Origin of the sequence: Hymenobacter sp., from assembly GCF_035709525.1 — a bacterium.
GTDB lineage: Bacteria > Bacteroidota > Bacteroidia > Cytophagales > Hymenobacteraceae > Hymenobacter.
The window spans coordinates 24,388-42,140 of the sequence record NZ_DASTEP010000238.1 but is presented as its reverse complement, the minus strand read 5'-3'; the positions used below and the strand labels follow the sequence as shown (position 1 = coordinate 42,140).

Here is a 17,753-nt window from a genome sequence, read left to right as displayed (position 1 = left end):
GCACTGCGCTTTTAACACTGCGAAACCCTGCGCGAAAACCTATTCTACCACCACGCCCATTGCCGAAAACTTGTCGATGCGCTGCGAGATGCGCTCGGCGGCCGGAATGGCATCGAGCTCGGCCAGCGTGCTGAGCAGCGTATCCTTCAGGATGGCAATCATTTCCTCGGCGTTGGTGTGCGCCCCGCCCAGCGGCTCCTTCACGATGCCATCGACCAGGCCGGCTTGCAGCATGTCGGTGGCGGTGGGCTTCATGGCTTCGGCGGCCTGCTCCTTGTAGTCCCACGAGCGCCACAGGATGGTCGAGCAGTTTTCGGGCGAAATCACCGAGTACCAGGTATTTTCCAGCATTAGCACGCGGTCGCCGATGCCGATGCCCAGCGCCCCGCCGCTCGCGCCCTCCCCGATTATCACGCAGATAACCGGCACCTTGAGCATAAACATTTCCTTGAGGTTGCGGGCAATGGCCTCGCCCTGGCCGCGCTCCTCGGCTTCGAGGCCGGGGAAAGCGCCCGGCGTGTCGATGAAGGTCACGATGGGCTTGCCAAATTTTTCGGCCAGCTTCATCAGGCGCAGGGCCTTGCGGTAGCCTTCGGGGTTGGGCATCCCGAAGTTGCGAAACTGCCGCTGCTTGGTGTTATGGCCCTTTTGCTGGCCGATAATCATGACAGTGCGGTCGCCGATTTCGGCAAAGCCGCCCACCATGGCCTTGTCGTCGCGCACGGTGCGGTCGCCGTGCAGCTCCACAAACTTATCGGCCATGCCCTGCACGTAGTCGAGGGTGTAGGGGCGCTCGGGGTGGCGCGACAGCTGCACGCGCTGCCAGCGCGTGAGGTTGGCGTAGGTTTCAACCTTGAGGGTTTTGATTTTGGCTTCGAGGGCCGCCACGGCCTCCGACACGTCCACGTCGCTGTCGGCCGCCAGCTTCTGCATTTCCTGAAGCTTGCCTTCGAGCGAGGCGATGGGTTGTTCAAAATCAAGTAGCATAAGCAACGATGTAAAATGCCTGACGGGAAAAAGCGCTTTCGCAAACGCCGGGCAAGTTAGCCCGCGCGCCCGCCAAAGCCGGGCGGCAAAGGTAGCGCCAAACCCCGGCCGCGCCCCTGGCTAAAAATAATGGCCCTGATTGCCAACCCGCAACGCCCGCCGGCCGCGCCAATCGGCACTTTTTTGGCCTCTGGGCTTGCAGGGGCCATTTTTGGGGTGCTACCTTTGCAACACCAAAACGGAAAACGGCAACGCTCTTCCGCCTCGGTAAACGGTTTGGTAGTTCAGTTGGTTAGAATGCCGCCCTGTCACGGCGGAGGTCGCGGGTTCGAGTCCCGTCCAGACCGCAACCGTTTAAAAAAGCCCTTCCTGCTCGCAGGAAGGGCTTTTTTCATATCCGACTTCCGGGTTTGCGCCCTGTGGATAGTAACCCAGCAAGCCGGTTTTTCGCCTAGCACGTATTAGCAGGCCATCTACTGCTTTTTCATTTATTCCCATGAAAACTGTCCTCCTTTTGGCCAGCGGCCTGCTGGCTACCGCCCCGCTGCTCACGGCCCAGGCCCAGTCCTCGCCGCTGCCCAAGGTCACGGCCAAGCCGGTGAACACCACCGACCCCGCCGCTACCGCCCGCAAAACCGCCGACCGCCGCGCCGCTGCCTACAAAGGCCCTAAAGTGGTAAAAAGCACCGAGGCCCTCGGCCAGAAGATGCTGCGCGACAGCAAGCCCGCGCCGGCTGCCCCGGTAGCGCCCACCAAGCAGTAGCGCAGTTGGGCGTGGCACCGCTTAGCTGGCCCAGGCGGCAGCCAAGTGGTGCCACAGCCAGCCCAGCAGCGCGAGGCCGCCCCAGGCCACCAGCCCGGCCACCACCAGAAAACCCAGCAGCACCAGCGCTATTAAACCCTTGCCACTGCCCGGGTGGCGGCCCTCGGCGTAGTGGCGGCGCAGCAGGGCCACGTTGCGCTCGTTGCTTTTGTAGGCAAAGTCGAACACGTTGCCGATGAGCGGGATGGCCCCGACCACAGTATCAAGCAGGATGTTGAGCGCCATCCGCACCACCACCGCGCCGCTGGCCCCGTGCCGTAGCATGGTCAGCAACAGGGCCACCGACACGGCGGTGGCGGAAAGGTCGCCTACGATGGGCACCAAACCCAGCAGCGGGTCGAGGCCAAAGCGGAAGCGCGTGCCGGGCAGTTGAAACTGGCTGTCCATGAGCCGGGCCACGCGCTCGACCCAGCGCAGGCGCTCGTCGGCGGCAAAGGGGTTGGGCGCGGGGGCTGAAGAGCGGGCAGGCATAGCTGGGCGCGCGGTATGCTAAGACTGCGCAGGCAGCAGCGCCGGAAAGTGCAGCTGCAACAGGTGCTCCAGCTTTTCTTCGGTGAGGGGCTTGTTTACCAGCCCATCGATGTGCAGCTGCTTGATGAGCGTGAGGTCTTGCTGATTGGTGGAGGTAGTGAGCACCACGATAACCGGCCGGTCGGCCGCCTCGGGCTCCTGCGCCTGGTAGCGGGTCAAAAACTCGGCCCCCGACAAGCCGGGCATGTTCAGGTCGAGCAGCACGAGCGTGGGCACGGGCGCGCCGGGGGCAGCCAGCAGGTCGAGGGCTTGCTGGCCGGTTTCGGCCACGCGCACCTCATCGGCCACACCCAGGCGCTGAAAAAGTCGTTCGGTCAAAAAATTATTGGTGGCATCATCGTCGATGAGCAACACGCGGAAGGGCTTGGTCATGGGGATAGAAAAGAGAATAACGAATTTGAAACAACGGCTTACCGGCCGGGCGTTCCGCCCGGCCGCAGGGGCAGCGTTACCGTAAAGGTAGAGCCCACGCCGACAGCGCTTTGCACGCCAATAGTGCCGCCGGCATTTTCCACTACCTTCTTCACGGCATAGAGGCTCACGCCCGAGCCTTGTACGTGCGGATGCAGGCGTTTGAACAGCCGAAACAGCTTGCCCTGCTGCTCGGCATCGAGGCCCAGGCCATTGTCTTGCACCGCCAGCACCAAGCGGCCGGCCGCGTAGCTGGTGCGCAGGGCTATCTGCGGCACGCGCCCGGGGGCGCGGTAGCGCAGGGCATTACTGAGCAGGTTGTAAACCACGGAGCGCAGCTGCGCCGGCACAAACCGCACCGGCGGCCCGGCGGCCAGTTCTACGGTGAGCTGCGCGCCGGTTTCGGTTAGCTCGGCCGCCAGGTCCTGGCGCACGCTTTCGACGAGCGCGGCCAGGTCTACCGGCTCAGTCGGAGTGTCGGCATCCTGCGAGAGGCGCGCCACGTCGGTCAGCTGCGTGATGGTTTGCCGGAAGCGGCCAATCGAGTTGTCCACCAGTCCCAGCAGGTGCGCCACGCGCGGCGCGGCGGGCACCCCGGCGGGCAGGTCCTGGCGCAGGGCCAGCAGCAGCCCTTCCAGGTTAGCGATGGGCGCTTTCAAATCGTGCGAGGCCGCGTACACAAAGCTGTCGAGCTCGGCGTTGGTGCGCAGCAGTTGGTGGTTGCTGGCCGTAAGCTCGGCATTGAGGGCCAGCACCTGCCGGCCGGCCCGCACTTGGTCGGTCACGTCGTATAGCAGCACGGCCACCCCCACAATGTGCTCCTGCTCGCGGTAGGCTTGGCACGTGAGCGTGACGTAGCGCGGCGCCTCGGCGGCCGGGCCGGGCAGGCGCAGCTCCACTTCCTGGTGCGTTTCGCCGGTGTTGAACACGTGGTCGAGCCGGGCCAGCACCCTGGTTTTTATAGCTGGGAAAGCCTCGGCAATGGTGAGGCCGGGCTGCGCGGCCGGTAAAAAATGGCTAAACAACGCATTCACGTAGTCGAGGCGGTGCTCCGGCTCGCGCAGCAGGGCAATGGCTACCGGAGCCTGCTCAAAAATGTGTAGCAGTTCGAGGCGCTCGCGGGCCTGGCGCTGGGCCACCGCCAGCAGCGCCGCCTGCAGGGTATCGGATTGGCGGCGGGTGCGCACCTGCTCGGTCACTTCGAGGGCAAACACCAGAATACCTTCTACCTGCCCCTGGCCGCTGAAAAGCGGCTGGTAAACGAAGTTGAAATACCGCTGCGTAAACGCGCCATCGGGCTGCGTCAGCATCAGGGTTATCTCGGTGCCCACGTAGGGCTGGCCGCTGGCGTACACCTGGTCGAGCAGGTCGATAAAGCCCTGCTCGCCCACCTCGGGCATCGTTTCGGCCACCGTGCGGCCCAGCTCGGCGCGCTGGCCCACCAGCTGCTGGTACTGCGCATTGGCAAACGAAAAGCGGTGCTCGGGGCCGCTGAGCGTGGCAATAGCGGCGGGCACCTGCCCCAGTATCAAGCTCAGCAGCGCCAGCTGCCCGGGTAGCGTAGGCGCGGCGGGCGCAGCAGCGAGGGTCACGACCAACTGCTCGCCGACCCGCCGGGCACTGAGCTGGTAGCGCGCCGAGTGGTCGGGGTAGTCGGCCTGGCAGCGGCGGTCGGCCGCCGCTAAAAAAGCCTCGCGGTAAAAGGCCAGCAGGCCCACTGCCGCCGGGTGCGCGGGCAGCGGCCAGAACGCCGGCCCCGGCCGCGCGGGCTGCCGCAGCAGCAGTTGCGCGGCGGCATTCAGGTGGTCGCAGGCAAAGTCGGTGAGCTCGCCCCGCGCGTCGTACACGGGCCGTAGCAGCAAGGCTGCGGGCGCAAGGTCGAAAAAGGCCTGGGCAAGAGCATCCACGGCGATAAGAGAAAAGAGTAAAGAGAAAGCCGTGGAGAAGGCTACTAAAGACGGGTGGCCACCCGCCCCCCGCCTGAAACGCGCAGACCAGAATGAGGTTTCCGGCCCGCCAGGCGCGCCGCGCCGCCCATGCGCTAACGGCTAACGGCTGCTTATCGCCTGCCGCCGAAAAAATAGTTAGCCGCCGAAATACAATTTTTTCTTGTTCTTTAACACGAAACTACTCTCCCTAAAGTGCCTTGCAGGGTGCGCCAGCGGTCTTCAGCAGAAAGTTGGCGTGTGCTTTAAGCGTATAGCAGACTACCTGGCACAGCGAAAGCCGGCCGCCCAAACCTGTTCAGATTAGCCGCCCTTTACAATACCTTAGCGGGTAGCAACCTTACGGCCCATTTACCGGCCCGTCTTTTCCCACCCACTCCCGTTCCTATGGCTTCTCGCCGCGCCTTCGTCAAATCGGCTGCTCTGCTCTCGGCGGGCGCGCTGGTTAGCCCCGCCCTCCTCGCCGCCCCAGCCAAAAAGTACATTGGCCTCCAGCTCTACACCGTGCGCGACGCCATGCAGCAAGACCCGGCCGGCACGCTGGCCAAGGTGGCGCAGCTGGGCTACAACTCGGTAGAAGGCGCGACTTACACCGGCAGCCAGAAATTTTACGGGATGGAGCCGGCTGCCTTCGCCAAGGTGCTCAAGCAGCATGGCCTCCTCATGCCCAGCAGCCACTACGTGCTGGGCGAGGCGCTGAATAACGGCCAGCCCACCCAAGGCACCATTCTGCACGGCTGGGACAAGGCCGTGGACGACGCGGCCCAGGTGGGCGCCAAGTACATGGTGTGCGCTTATCTATTTGACAGCGAGCGCGGCAGTCTCGACCACTACAAGCAGATAGCCGCCCACCTCAACAAAGCCGGCGAGCGCTGCCAAAAGGCGGGTATCCAACTTTGCTACCACAACCACGACTTCGAGTTTGCGGCTCAGGGCGGCCAGTTGCCCTACGACATCCTGCTGAAGGAAACCGACAAGAACCTGCTCAAAATGGAGCTCGACCTGTACTGGGTCACCAAGGCCGGGCACGACCCGCTGGCTTTGTTCAAGGCGCACCCCGGCCGCTTCCCGCTCTGGCACGTCAAGGACATGGACAAGACGGAGAAGAAGGATTTTACGGAGGTCGGCAACGGGGTCATTGACTTCAAGAAAATCTTCGCCGCCCGGCAGCTGGCGGGCATGCAGTACTTCTTCGTGGAGCAGGACCGCACGCCCGGCGACCCGTTTGTGAGCATCAAGCAGAGCATCGGCTACTTGAAAGGTATTGGTTTGTAATCGCCAATCCTGGTTACGCCCGTCATGCTGAGCGCAGCGTAGCGAAGTCGAAGCATCTCTTTAGCATAGTAACCCCTAGCGTCAGCAACGAAGCGGTAGAGATGCTTCGACTCCGCTCCGCTCAGCATGACGGATGGGCGTCATCCGCTACCCCTCATCTATTTCCCACCCAACTTATATCATGGATACTAACACCTACGACGCCATCGTCATTGGCTCGGGTATTTCGGGCGGTATGGCCGCTAAGGAGCTGACGGAGAAGGGCCTGAAAACCATTATGCTGGAGCGGGGCCGCAACATAGAGCACATCAAGGGCTACGTGAATGCGAACAAAAACCCCTGGGAATTTGAGCATCGCGGCGGCAAAACCCAGCAGATGATAGCCGACTACCCGGTGCTGCGGCGCGACTACACGCTCAACGAAACCAACCTCGACTACTGGGTTAACGAGAAAGAAAGCCCTTACGTGGAAACCAAGCCATTCGACTGGTTTCGGGGCTACCACGTGGGCGGGCGCTCGCTGATGTGGGGCCGCCAGAGCTACCGCTGGAGCGACCTCGACTTTGAGGCCAACGCCAAGGAAGGCATCGCCGTGGACTGGCCCATCCGCTACAAAGACCTGGCCCCGTGGTACAGCCACGCCGAAAAATTCGCGGGCATCAGCGGCAACCGCGACGGCATCGCGCATTTGCCCGACGGCGAGTTTATGCCCCCGATGGAGATGAACATCGTGGAAAAAGATGTGGCCGCCCGCATCAAAAAGCACTTCAAGGACCGCCACATGGTCATTGGCCGCACGGCCAACATCACGCAGCCGCACAACAACCGCGTGAACTGCCAGTACCGCAACAAGTGCTGGCTGGGCTGCCCGTTTGGGGCGTATTTCAGCACGCAGTCGGCCACGCTGCCGGCCGCCATGGCCACGGGCAAACTCACGCTGCGGCCGTTTTCCATCGTTACCAAAATCATTTACGACAAGGACACCAAGCGCGCCAAAGGCGTGGAAGTACTTGACGCGGAGACGAATAAGACCTACGAGTACTTCGCCAAAATCATCTTCCTCAACGCCTCGGCCCTGAATTCGGCCTGGGTCTTGATGAACTCGGCTACCGACGTGTGGCCCGACGGCCTGGGCAGCAGCAGCGGCGAGCTGGGCCACAACGTGATGGACCACCACTTCCGGGCCGGCGCGCAGGGCGAAATGCCGGGCTACGAGGACAAGTACGTGTACGGGCGGCGGGCCAACGGCATCTACGTGCCGCGCTTCCGCAACATGAACGGCGAAAAGCGCGACTACCTGCGGGGCTTCGGCTACCAGGGCAGCGCGGGCCGCGCGGGCTGGGGCCGCGAAATCGCGGAAATGAGCATTGGGGCCGACTTCAAGGACGCGCTGACCGAGCCGGGCGGCTGGTCGATGGGGTTGCTGGGCTTCGGCGAAACCCTGCCCTACCACGACAACCGCATCATGCTCGACAAAACCAAGAAAGACAAATGGGGCCTGCCCGTGCTGGCGATGGACGCCACCATCCGCGACAACGAGCTGAAGATGCGGGTAGACATGATGCAGGACGCCAAGGAGATGCTCGAAGCCGCTGGCCTGCAAAACGTTAAGACCTACAACAACCCGTACAACATGGGCGGCGGCATCCATGAGATGGGCACCGCCCGCATGGGCCGCGACCCCAAAACGTCGGTCCTCAACCAGTACAACCAGGTGTGGGACGCCCCCAACGTGTACGTGACCGACGGGGCTGCTATGACCTCGGCCGCCTGCCAGAATCCCTCGCTCACCTACCTCGCCCTCACGGCCCGCGCCGTGGACCACGCCGTGAGCGAATTGAAAAAGCAGAACGTCTAACTTCCTAGTATTTACGGATATGATGAACAGAAGAGATGCCCTGACCCGCGTGGCGCTGCTCATGGGCGGGGCCGTTATCGGGGCCGATGTGTTCCTGACGGGCTGCGGCCCCTCTACCTCTAATAAGGACACCGCTAAGGACGAAACGAAAGCGCCGGGCAGCGATTTTAAGCCGCTTGATGCGAAGCAAGTAGCCTACCTCGATGAAGTGGGCGACACCATCTTGCCGCCCACCAAAAGCCCCGGCGCGAAAGCCGCCAAAGTCGGCAGCTTCATGGCCGTGATGGTGCGCGACTGCTACGCCCCCGCCGACCAGAAAATCTTCATGGAAGGTTTTGATAAACTGGAAGCCGCCAGCCAGAAGCAGAACGGCAAAGGCTTCCTGGACAGCACGCCGGCCCAGCGCACGGCCCTGCTCACGGCCCTCGACGCCGAGCAGAAGCAGTACAGCAAAACCAAGAAAGTAGAGGAGCCCAACCACTACTTCCGCATGCTAAAGGAGCTGACGCTGCTGGGCTTTTTCACGTCGGAAGTGGGGGCCACGCAGGCGCTGCGCTACCTGCCCGTGCCGGGTAGGTACGATGGGAACGTCCCGTATAAAAAGGGTGACAAGGCCTGGGCTACGAGCTAAGCATTTTCTCTTTAACGCGGGCACCTCACCCCCCGGCCCCCTCTCCGAAAACGAGAGGGGGAGCCGACCGCAAGCCAACGCAAGCAGTCGCTGAGTAGTCGTCAGGCTCCCCCTCTCCTTTTCGGAGAGGGGGCCGGGGGGTGAGGCGCCCGCGTTTGGGTAGCATCATTTACAAATAGCTAATTTCATGAAACTACGCCTCGGTATGATTGGCGGCGGCCAGGGTGCCTTTATCGGCGCGGTACACCGGCTGGCTGCCGCCCTCGATGGCCACTACGAACTGGTGGCCGGCGCTTTCAGCAGTCGCCCCGAAACTTCGCACGCCACCGGGCAGCAATTAGGTCTGAACCCGGCGCGCGTGTACGGTTCGTACCAGGAGTTGATTGAGCAGGAAAAGGCGCGGCCGGCAACCGAGCGCGTGCAGGTCGTGAGCATCGTAACGCCTAACTACCTGCATTTTGCGCCCGCCAAGCTAGCGCTCGAAAGCGGCTTCGACGTTATCGTTGACAAGCCCATGACCTTCTCGCTGGCCGAGGCCAGGGAGCTGGCCGCCGTGGTGCAGGCCACCGGCCGCCGCCTGGCCCTCACGCACACCTACACCGGCTACCCGATGGTGAAGGAGGCCCGACAGCGCGTAGCCGACGGCGCGCTCGGCTCCATCCGCAAGGTGTACGTAGAGTACCCGCAGGGCTGGCTGAGTACCTTCGCCGAAGGTGACGCCGACAACAAGCAGGCCGGCTGGCGTACCGACCCCGCCCGCAGCGGCGTAGCCGGCGCGATGGGCGACATCGGTACCCACGCTTTCAACCTACTGGAGTATGTTACTGGCCTCCAAGTAGAAAAGCTCTGCGCCGACATCAATACGGTAGTGCCCGGCCGGCAGCTCGACGACGATGGCGCGGTGCTGCTGCGCCTCAGCAACGGGGCTAGTGGGGTGCTGGTAGCTACGCAGGTGGCGGCCGGCGAAGAAAACAACCTGCGCCTGCGCGTGTACGGCGAAAAAGGTGGCCTCGACTGGCAGCAGGCCGACAACAACACGCTGCTGCTGAAGCACCTGGACCGCCCCACCGAAACCCTGCGCACCAACGCGCCCTACCTCAGCGCCGCCGCCCGCCACAACGCCCGCGTGCCCCCCGGCCACCCCGAGGGCTACATTGAAGCCTTCGCCAACATCTACCGCAACTTCGCTTTGACCTTGCAGGCCGAGCTGGCGGGCGAAACGCCCTCGCCTAAAATGCTTGATTTTCCGGGTATTGAGGAAGGCGTGCGCGGAATGGCGTTCATTGAAAGCGTCATTGCCTCGGGCCGTAGCGAGCAAAAATGGACGGCTTTTAGTGCTTAGGTTTTAGTGCTTGGTGCTTAGAAGCATGTACATCAAGTCTTTGAACAATACAAAACTTTAATACCAAGTACGAACAACCAAGCACTAAGCACCAAGTATGAAAACTATCAAAGGCCCCGGTATTTTTCTGGCGCAGTTTATCAGCGACCAGGCACCTTTCAACGGTTTGAAGGCCAGCTGCGAATGGGCGGCCAGCCTGGGCTATAAAGGCGTGCAGCTGCCGACCCTCGACCCGCGCTTTATCGACCTCAAGCTGGCGGCCGAAAGCCAGACCTACGCCGACGAGCTCAGCGGCACGGTGCGGGCGGCGGGGCTGGAGATAACCGAGCTATCGACCCACTTGCAGGGGCAGCTGGTGGCCGTAAACCCCGTGTACGACACGCTGTTCGACGGCTTTGCACCCGAGGCGGTGCGCGGCAACCCGGTGGCGCGGCAGGCGTGGGCAACGCAGCAGTTGGTGTACGCCGCCAAGGCCTCGCGGCGGCTGGGGCTGGCGGCGCACGCCACCTTCAGCGGGGCGCTCGCGTGGCCCTACGTGTACCCCTGGCCGCAGCGCCCGGCCGGGCTGGTAGAGGAAGCTTTCGCGGAGCTGGGCCGCCGCTGGCGGCCGATCCTGGATAAATTCGACGCGCAAGGCGTGGATTTGTGCTACGAAATCCACGCCGGCGAAGACCTGCACGACGGCATCAGCTACGAGCGGTTTTTGACGGAAGTAAACGACCATCCGCGCGCCTGCCTACTTTACGACCCGTCGCACTTCGTGCTACAATGCCTTGACTATTTGGCGTATATAGATATTTACCACGAGCGCATCCGGGCGTTTCACGTCAAGGACGCCGAGTTTAACCCCACCGGGCGGCAGGGCGTGTACGGCGGCTACCAGCCCTGGCTGGAGCGGGCCGGACGCTTCCGCTCGCTGGGCGATGGGCAGGTCGATTTCAAGGCCGTGTTCAGCAAGATGGCGCAGTACAACTACCCCGGCTGGGCGGTGCTGGAGTGGGAATGCGCCCTCAAGCACCCCGAAGACGGGGCCCGCGAAGGCGCGCAATTCATCAAGGACCACCTCATCCGCGTCACCGACCGCACGTTTGACGACTTCGCGGCGTCGGGCGTCGACAACGCGCAGAATAGAAAGCTACTAGGACTTTAACCTTCGATTTTCCCACCCATGAAAAAGCTAGTTCTCTACCTCGGCGCGGCGACCTTGCTCACGGCCTGCGACTCGGGCTACAAGCCCGACGGCCCCGACCAGGTAAACGCCCCAAAAGCCGCCCAGCAGGCCAACGAAGCCCCTTCGGCCCCCGACAGCGTAACGGCTACCAACGTGGCGGCCAAGGCTCACCAGCTGCAAGTCGATACATCTACTTCTAAAATCGGCACCTCCCCCACCGGCGTAGCCGATAACAGCCAGGGTGCCAAGCTCATGGCCTCGTCGGACTGCGCCAGCTGCCACCGCGAGCGTGAGAAGCTGCTTGGCCCGGCCTACGTGGCCATTGCCGAGAAATACCCTAACACGCCCGCCAACGTGGCTATGCTGGGTAAGAAAGTCATCAGCGGCGGCAAGGGCAACTGGGGCGACATTGCGATGACGCCGCACCCGGGGCTGTCGGAATCGGACGCCAAGGAAATGGTGAAGTATATTCTGACACTGAAGTAGTTGCAGTTAGCTTTGAGCGTAGCAACGTGTAGAGACGCAATATTTTGCGTCTTGCGTCAGGATACGTTACCAGACGTCAGACGCAAAATATTGCGTCTCTACGCCGTTCAATGCCTATCCAAACTGTCTCACTCGCGGGCTGAAAGCCCGCGCTACTCTCCCACCCGCATGACTACCGCCGTTCGCATAAAGCTGTCCCTCATGATGTTCCTGGAGTTTTTCATCTGGGGTGCGTGGTTTGTGACGCTGGGCACGTACTTGCTGCGCAACCTGCACGCGACGGGCACGCAGGTGGGCGTGGCCTTTCTCACGCAGTCCATCGGGGCCATCGTGGCCCCGTTTATTATCGGGCTGATTGCCGACCGCTTTTTCTCGGCGCAGAAAATACTCGGGGTGCTACACCTGGCGGGCGCGGCGCTGCTGTGGCACGCCAGCACGGCCACCGACTTCGACAGCTTCTACCCCAATATCTTGACCTATATGGTCTTGTACATGCCCACGCTGGCGCTGGTCAATTCCATCGCCTTCCGGCAAATGCGAGACCCGCAGAAGGAATTTGCCCCCATTCGGGTGCTGGGCACGCTGGGCTGGATAGTGGCGGGCCTCACCATCGGCTGGCTGAATTGGGAGCAAAGCAACGGCCTACAAGCCACCTTCTTGATGGCGGCCGGCGCGGCGGCGCTGCTGGGCGTGTTCAGCTTCACGCTGCCCGCCACCCCGCCCGTGAAACACGGCCAAAGCAGCTCAGTAGGCGACATGCTGGGGCTCGAAGCCATCGGACTGCTGCGCAACCGCTCGTATTTGATTTTCTTTCTGGCGTCCATCGCCATTTGCATTCCGCTGGCGTTTTACTACGGCTTCACCAACCCCTTTCTCAACGAGGTGGGCATGAAGGCGGCGGCTGGTGTGCAGAGCCTCGGGCAAGTATCGGAGCTGCTGTTCATGCTGGCCATTCCGCTGTTTTTCAAGAAGCTGGGCGTAAAGAAGATGCTGGCTATCGGCATGGCGGCTTGGGTGTTGCGCTACCTGTTTTTTGCCTACGGCGACGGCGCAAGCAGCTATTGGATGCTCATTGCGGGCATCGTGCTGCACGGCGTTTGCTACGATTTCTTCTTCGTCACGGGCCAGATTTACACCGACAACTTGGCTGGCGAGCAGTTCAAGAGCGCGGCGCAGGGCTTCATTACCTTGGCGACCTATGGCGTGGGTATGCTAATCGGTACGCTGCTGTCGGGGCGCATTTTCGACCAGTACCAGCTGGCGGGCGGCACCCACGACTGGCGCATGATTTGGCTGATTCCGGCCGGCATCGCGGCGCTGGTACTGCTGCTGTTTCTGCTGTTTTTTCGGGAGCGCACTACCTCGCCCGCCGCGCCTACGGCCGCCGTGCCGTATGGCGAAGCTTCTACCGTAGTGCCCGGTTAGCCTTCTATTTTTATGCCTGTTTACAACCGCCGCACGGCCCTCAAAACCATCCTCACCAGCACCGCCACGGTGGGCGCGCTGGGTTTCGCCAGCGCCTACGCGCCCGGCGACAAGCCTGCTCAAGCAACCAAGACCTTGAAAAACAATATCAAACAATCGGTATGCCGCTGGTGCTTCCAGGATATGCCGCTGGAAAAGCTGTGCATCGCGGCCAAGGAAATGGGCATCCGGGGCATCGACCTCGTGGGGCCGGCCGACTGGCCCACGCTCAAAAAGCACGGCCTCGACTCGCCCATGTGCAACGGGGCTGAAATCAACCTCACCGATGGCTTCAACGACCCGCAGTTTCACGCCCGGCTGCAAAAGCAGTACGCCGAGATGATTCCGAAGGTGGCGGCGGCGGGCTACACCAACCTCATTTGCTTTAGCGGCAGCCGCCGCGGCATGAGCGACGAAGTAGGCCTAGCCAACAGCGTGAAGGGCTTGCAACCGCTAATGGCCCTGGCCGAAAAGCACAAGGTAGTGCTCGTAATGGAGCTGCTCAACAGCAAAATCGACCACCACGACTATCAGGCCGACCGCACCAGCTGGGGCGTGGCGCTGGCCAAAAAGCTGGGCTCCGAGCACTTCAAACTGCTCTACGACATCTACCACATGCAGATTGACGAGGGCGACGTCATTCGCACCATCACGGATAATCACCAGTATATCGCGCACTACCACACGGCCGGCGTGCCCGGCCGCCACGAGCTCGATGATACGCAGGAACTTAACTACCCGGCTATCATGCGGGCCATCAAAGCCACTGGTTTTCAGGGCTTCGTGGCGCAGGAATTTATGCCGCGCCAGGCCGATAAGCTGGCTTCACTGCGCCAGGCGGTGCAGCTGTGCGACGTCTGATAAGGAAATATGGCTGTCATTGCGCGCGCAGCGAAGCAATCGCACCAGCGCGGCACCCAAACGGCCCGTCCTGATGCGATTGCTTCGCTGCGCTCGCAATGACAGTTGAATCCCTAACTACCCAAACTCATGAAACGCGCCCTCCTCCCCACCCTATTTTCGCTCATCCTCCTTTCCGTGGCCCACGCCCAGCAAACCGGCAAGCCGGAAGACACCGAAGTGTATGAGCCAGTGCCTAAAACGGTAACGCCCGGCCCCTACACCCCCAGCGCGCCGCCCTCCGACGCGGTGGTGCTGTTCAACGGCAAAGACCTGAGTGAGTGGGTAGCGGTGGCCGACCGCAAGGCGCCGGCCAAGTGGAAAGTGGCCGGCGGCCTGCTGACCGTGGACAAGGCACAAGGCAACATCGAAACCAAGCGCACCTTCACCAACTACCAGCTGCACCTCGAATGGCGCGTGCCGGCCAACATTACGGGTACTGGACAGGTGCGCGGCAACAGCGGCGTCTTTCTGGCTTCCATCGGCCAGGGCGACCTGGGCTACGAGCTACAAATTCTTGACAGTTACCAGAATAAGACTTACGTCAACGGCATGGCGGGTAGCATCTACAAGCAGCGCATCCCACTGGCCAACCCCATCCGCAAGCCCGGCGAGTGGCAGACGTATGATGTAGTCTGGACGGCCCCAGTCTTCAAAAGCGATGGCGCGGTGCAGTCGCCGGCCCGCGTCACGGTGCTCTTCAATGGCGTGGTGGTGCAGAATAACGTGGCGCTCGATGGCCCCACGCAATACATCGGCAAGGCCAGCTACCAACAGGCGCACGGCCCGTCGCCCATCAAGCTGCAAGCGCACGGCGACAAAAGCGAACCGCTGAGCTTCCGCAACATCTGGGTGCGCGAGCTATAGCGCTAGGCGCTGATTGGCGCAGCCCTTGTCCCGCCAAAGCTGCGCCGTAGCCTACCTTCGCCCGGTACTTGCGCCGGGCCGGCGCTTTTTCCTGCGCCGTGGATTGGATTTACGCCGTACCCAACTGGGTTCTTTTCGTGGCCTGTTGCAGCGCCACGCTGATTTTCTCACTGGCAGGCATGGTGCTGCTGCGGCCGTGGGTGCGCGCTCACGTGCAGGATTCGGCCGAGCACAACGACCTGGTTAGCTACTTTTTGGGCGTGTCGGGCGTCATCTACGGCATCCTGCTAGGCCTGGTAGCCGCCGGCGTCTGGAGCAATTCACAGGCGCTGTCGGGCCAGGTTGATAATGAGGCTACCATCACGGCGGCGCTGTACCAGGACATGGCTACCTATCCGCCGGCCGCCCGGCGGCTTTATCAGCAAGAGCTGAAAGCCTACGTGCGGGCCGTGATTAACGTAGACTGGCCCGAGCACCACCAGGGCATTGTGCCGCAGGAAAGCAGTAAGCTACTACGTCTGTTTAAGAACGATTTCCTAGCCTTCGTGCCGACCGACGCCCGCCTGCAAGTAGTACACGGCCAAGCTATCAACCAAGTAAACGAGTTGCTACTGGCGCACCGCCTGCGCCTGCGCGGCGACCAGGCCAACCTGCCCAATCTCCTGTGGTGGGTACTCATCCTGGGCGCGGCCATCAACGTGGCCATCTCCTGGTTTTTCTTCGCCAAGGACACTACTCACCAAACGGCCCTCACCTGCCTCATTGCCCTGCTGCTCGGGGCGCTGCTGTTCGTCACCGCCGCCATGGACAATCCGTTCCGAGGCGAGTTCAGCGTCGATGCGAGTGCCTTTGAGTCGGTGCTTTATGAAATGGTAAATTATTGAGCTATAGCTCTAAACTACGCCCGTCCTTGCTTCGCTGCGCTCGCAATGACAGACTTTTTAGGCAAACCTACCGTCTGGCTGCTTTCACTACTTGCCGACTGAATACGTTTTCCGCCCCGCGCCTACCCCGGTTATTTTCACCGAATGCCAGCCAGTGGGCAAGGTTGTTTTGCGCTGCGTAATACCCAATGGCGTGATTTCCAGCCCGCCGAAGCCCATGAGTACGGCTTGCAGCACGCCGCCCGCGCCGGTGGCGAAATAAGGATTGGTGCCGCCCTTGGTTTCGGCGATAACGCGGAAGGGCGGCAGCAGATTGGGCAAATAGGCATCTTGGAAGAAGTGTTGCGCCTTGCCGCCGTCGCCGAGGCGGGCGTAGAGCAGGGCAAAAATGGCCTGGGTCATGGCCGGCGTGCCTTCGTTGGGCACGCGGGTCTCGTAGTAGGCCAGGTCTTTTTTGATTTGGGTGGGGTCGGTGATGGTGCCGAGCGGGTAAGCCAGCAGGTTCACGTCGCCCTGCTTGATGCCCTCACCGTGGTAGGTGGCGTGCTCCCGGGTCACGCCGTCGGGCATTTTCAGGAGGGGAATATTCTGGGCCACCACCGCCCAATCGGGGTTGGCGCGCAGGCCGAGCAGCTTGGCGGCGGCGGTGGCGGCGCGCAGGTTGGCCTGGGCAGCGGCGTTGGTAAAGGCGTCATTATCTACGTTTTCGGCCCATTCATCGGACGCTACCACGTTCTTGATATCGTAGTGACCGGGGCCGTTGCGCTCGACGCGGCTAACCCAAAAATCGGCCGTGGCTGAGAGCATCGGCCAGCCTTTCTCGCGCAGCCAGTCCTTGTCCTGGGTCACGCAGTAGTACTGCCAGGCGGCCAGGCCCACGCAGGCCGATACATGGTGCTCAAATGGCCCACTCAGGGCCCACACGGGCGTTTCCTCCACGCCGGTGTCGGCGCTTTCCCAGGGGTACATGGCCCCCTGGTAGCCGTGGGCAAAGGCATTGCGCCGCGCCAGGTCGAGCCGCCGTAAACGGTACTCAATCAATGATTTAGCTAGCTCGGGGTGCAGTACCAGCAGGGCCGGAAACATCCACAGGTCGCTGTCCCAGAACACGTGGCCGTTGTAGCCCAGGCCCGAGAGGCCCATCGGCGAGGGCGAGTAGTCGGTGCCGGCCCGCGAAAAGCTGTAGAGGTGGTACAGCATACTATGCACGTCCTGCTGGGCCTGCGCGTCGCCGGCTATGGTTATATCGCTCTGCCACAGCTCCTGCCAGGCTTTCTGGTGAAAGTCGAGCAGGCGCTGCCGGCCCTCCAGCCGGGCAAAAATGGTAAGCCGCTCGGCCTCGTTGAGCGGGTCGGGGTGGTGGGCCGAGGTGATGCTGGAGCCCGCCACCGAGTAGGCGTAGGTCTGCCACGCCTTCAGCGCCTTGCCAAACTTCATGAGGTGCATGTTATTGTCCCACATCTCATGGATAATGCGTGGCTCCTGCCCGTGTGGCTCGGCAAATAAAAAGCTGGTACTGGCGCACAGCAACAGCTTGCCCGTCGGACTTTTAGCCGACGACGTGAGCAAACTCAGCGTGGCGTGCGGCCGGTCGATTTCGTTGTAATAGTTCTGGGCGTCGCGCAGGGCGTCGGGGGTTTCCAACACGCTGGCGGCGGTGAGGGCCACGTCTTTTTTGGCCGTAATACTGACATCGAGCAGCACCGTGTAGGGCAGGTGCCGCAGGGCGTAGTAGGTGTAGCTGATACTGGCCTTGTCCTGGTAGTCGAAGGTAGTGGTGAAGGCCGCCCGCTGCATATCCAGCTCCTGCCGGAAGTTGCTCGCGTCCTGCGCGTTGAGGCGGTGGCCGTCCACTTCCAGGTACATATTCAGCAGGTTGAAGCTGTTGAGGAAGTTGCTGACCCGGCCCCGGCCGTACTGGTCGTAGGCCCCGGCCAGCACCACGCTTTTCAGCTGAAACGGCACCGGCGACGACACCAGCCCTATCATGCCATTGGCCACGGTTACGCCGTAGTAGTTGCTGGGGTCAATTTTTGCGGCCGTAATGCGCCAGGGGTCCGGCGTTTGGGCGGCCAGCGGCAAGTGCGTAAGTAGCAGGAATAGCGCCCAAAGGCAAGCTTTTGGCTGGAGACGGGTGGAAACGGACATGGCAGAGTGGAAAGCTGGTAGTGTAAAAC

Annotated in this window: 16 protein-coding genes and 1 tRNA gene; 12 read left to right on the top strand and 5 right to left on the bottom strand. The window is 62.1% G+C overall.

Annotated features, from left to right (window positions below):
- Positions 1 to 39 precede the first annotated feature (39 nt).
- Positions 40 to 987 carry an acetyl-CoA carboxylase carboxyltransferase subunit alpha gene (locus tag VFO93_RS21330; protein WP_325136399.1) on the bottom strand — a complete coding sequence of 316 codons (948 nt, stop codon included), beginning with the start codon at positions 985 to 987 and terminating at the stop codon, positions 40 to 42.
- 273 nt (positions 988 to 1,260) lie between these two features.
- On the opposite strand from VFO93_RS21330, the gene VFO93_RS21325 reads away from it, so the two are divergent.
- Positions 1,261 to 1,334, top strand: a tRNA-Asp gene (locus tag VFO93_RS21325).
- A gap of 149 nt (positions 1,335 to 1,483) precedes the next feature.
- Positions 1,484 to 1,750, top strand: a complete 267-nt coding sequence (locus tag VFO93_RS21320) for a hypothetical protein (protein ID WP_325136398.1) — start codon at positions 1,484 to 1,486, stop codon at positions 1,748 to 1,750.
- A gap of 21 nt (positions 1,751 to 1,771) precedes the next feature.
- Here the strand turns inward: VFO93_RS21320 and VFO93_RS21315 are convergent, their stop codons facing one another.
- The 3 genes from VFO93_RS21315 to VFO93_RS21305 are packed head-to-tail and all read right to left on the bottom strand — an operon-like array spanning position 1,772 to position 4,659.
- Entirely contained in the window at positions 1,772 to 2,281 is a 510-nt protein-coding gene (locus VFO93_RS21315) for a DUF4112 domain-containing protein (protein ID WP_325136397.1), read from the bottom strand.
- An 18-nt stretch (positions 2,282 to 2,299) separates the two neighbouring features.
- On the bottom strand, positions 2,300 to 2,713 hold the full coding sequence (locus VFO93_RS21310; RefSeq protein WP_325136396.1) for a response regulator: 414 nt from the start codon (positions 2,711 to 2,713) through the stop codon (positions 2,300 to 2,302).
- A gap of 38 nt (positions 2,714 to 2,751) precedes the next feature.
- Positions 2,752 to 4,659: a sensor histidine kinase gene (locus VFO93_RS21305; RefSeq protein WP_325136395.1), complete on the bottom strand. Its 1,908-nt coding sequence runs from the start codon at positions 4,657 to 4,659 to the stop codon at positions 2,752 to 2,754.
- Between the two features lie 426 nt (positions 4,660 to 5,085).
- Between VFO93_RS21305 and VFO93_RS21300 the strand changes: the two genes are divergently transcribed.
- The 10 genes from VFO93_RS21300 to VFO93_RS21255 all read left to right on the top strand — a co-directional run bounded on the left by VFO93_RS21300 (position 5,086) and on the right by VFO93_RS21255 (position 15,576).
- Positions 5,086 to 5,973, top strand: coding sequence for a sugar phosphate isomerase/epimerase (locus tag VFO93_RS21300; RefSeq protein WP_325136394.1), 888 nt, complete (start codon positions 5,086 to 5,088; stop codon positions 5,971 to 5,973).
- A gap of 181 nt (positions 5,974 to 6,154) precedes the next feature.
- On the top strand, positions 6,155 to 7,831 hold the full coding sequence (locus tag VFO93_RS21295; RefSeq protein WP_325136393.1) for a GMC family oxidoreductase: 1,677 nt from the start codon (positions 6,155 to 6,157) through the stop codon (positions 7,829 to 7,831).
- Positions 7,832 to 7,850: 19 nt separating this feature from the next.
- The gene (locus tag VFO93_RS21290) at positions 7,851 to 8,462 is read left to right on the top strand and encodes a gluconate 2-dehydrogenase subunit 3 family protein (protein WP_325136392.1); all 612 of its coding nucleotides are present in this window, start codon (positions 7,851 to 7,853) and stop codon (positions 8,460 to 8,462) included.
- A gap of 187 nt (positions 8,463 to 8,649) precedes the next feature.
- Entirely contained in the window at positions 8,650 to 9,804 is a 1,155-nt protein-coding gene (locus VFO93_RS21285; protein ID WP_325136391.1) for a Gfo/Idh/MocA family oxidoreductase, read from the top strand.
- A gap of 97 nt (positions 9,805 to 9,901) precedes the next feature.
- Positions 9,902 to 10,954 (top strand): sugar phosphate isomerase/epimerase, encoded by a 1,053-nt coding sequence (locus VFO93_RS21280; protein WP_325136390.1) that lies wholly within the window; start codon positions 9,902 to 9,904, stop codon positions 10,952 to 10,954.
- 18 nt (positions 10,955 to 10,972) lie between these two features.
- On the top strand, positions 10,973 to 11,461 hold the full coding sequence (locus VFO93_RS21275) for a c-type cytochrome (RefSeq protein ID WP_325136389.1): 489 nt from the start codon (positions 10,973 to 10,975) through the stop codon (positions 11,459 to 11,461).
- 168 nt (positions 11,462 to 11,629) lie between these two features.
- Entirely contained in the window at positions 11,630 to 12,886 is a 1,257-nt protein-coding gene (locus VFO93_RS21270; RefSeq protein ID WP_325136388.1) for a nucleoside permease, read from the top strand.
- 12 nt (positions 12,887 to 12,898) lie between these two features.
- On the top strand, positions 12,899 to 13,786 hold the full coding sequence (locus tag VFO93_RS21265) for a hydroxypyruvate isomerase family protein (protein ID WP_325136387.1): 888 nt from the start codon (positions 12,899 to 12,901) through the stop codon (positions 13,784 to 13,786).
- 129 nt (positions 13,787 to 13,915) lie between these two features.
- Complete coding sequence (locus VFO93_RS21260; protein ID WP_325136386.1) at positions 13,916 to 14,692, top strand: DUF1080 domain-containing protein; 777 nt, start codon at positions 13,916 to 13,918, stop codon at positions 14,690 to 14,692.
- A 98-nt stretch (positions 14,693 to 14,790) separates the two neighbouring features.
- On the top strand, positions 14,791 to 15,576 hold the full coding sequence (locus tag VFO93_RS21255; RefSeq protein ID WP_325136385.1) for a hypothetical protein: 786 nt from the start codon (positions 14,791 to 14,793) through the stop codon (positions 15,574 to 15,576).
- Positions 15,577 to 15,663: 87 nt separating this feature from the next.
- Here VFO93_RS21255 and VFO93_RS21250 read toward each other — a convergent pair whose 3' ends face one another.
- Positions 15,664 to 17,724 carry a glycoside hydrolase family 65 protein gene (locus VFO93_RS21250; RefSeq protein ID WP_325136384.1) on the bottom strand — a complete coding sequence of 687 codons (2,061 nt, stop codon included), beginning with the start codon at positions 17,722 to 17,724 and terminating at the stop codon, positions 15,664 to 15,666.
- Positions 17,725 to 17,753: the final 29 nt, after the last annotated feature.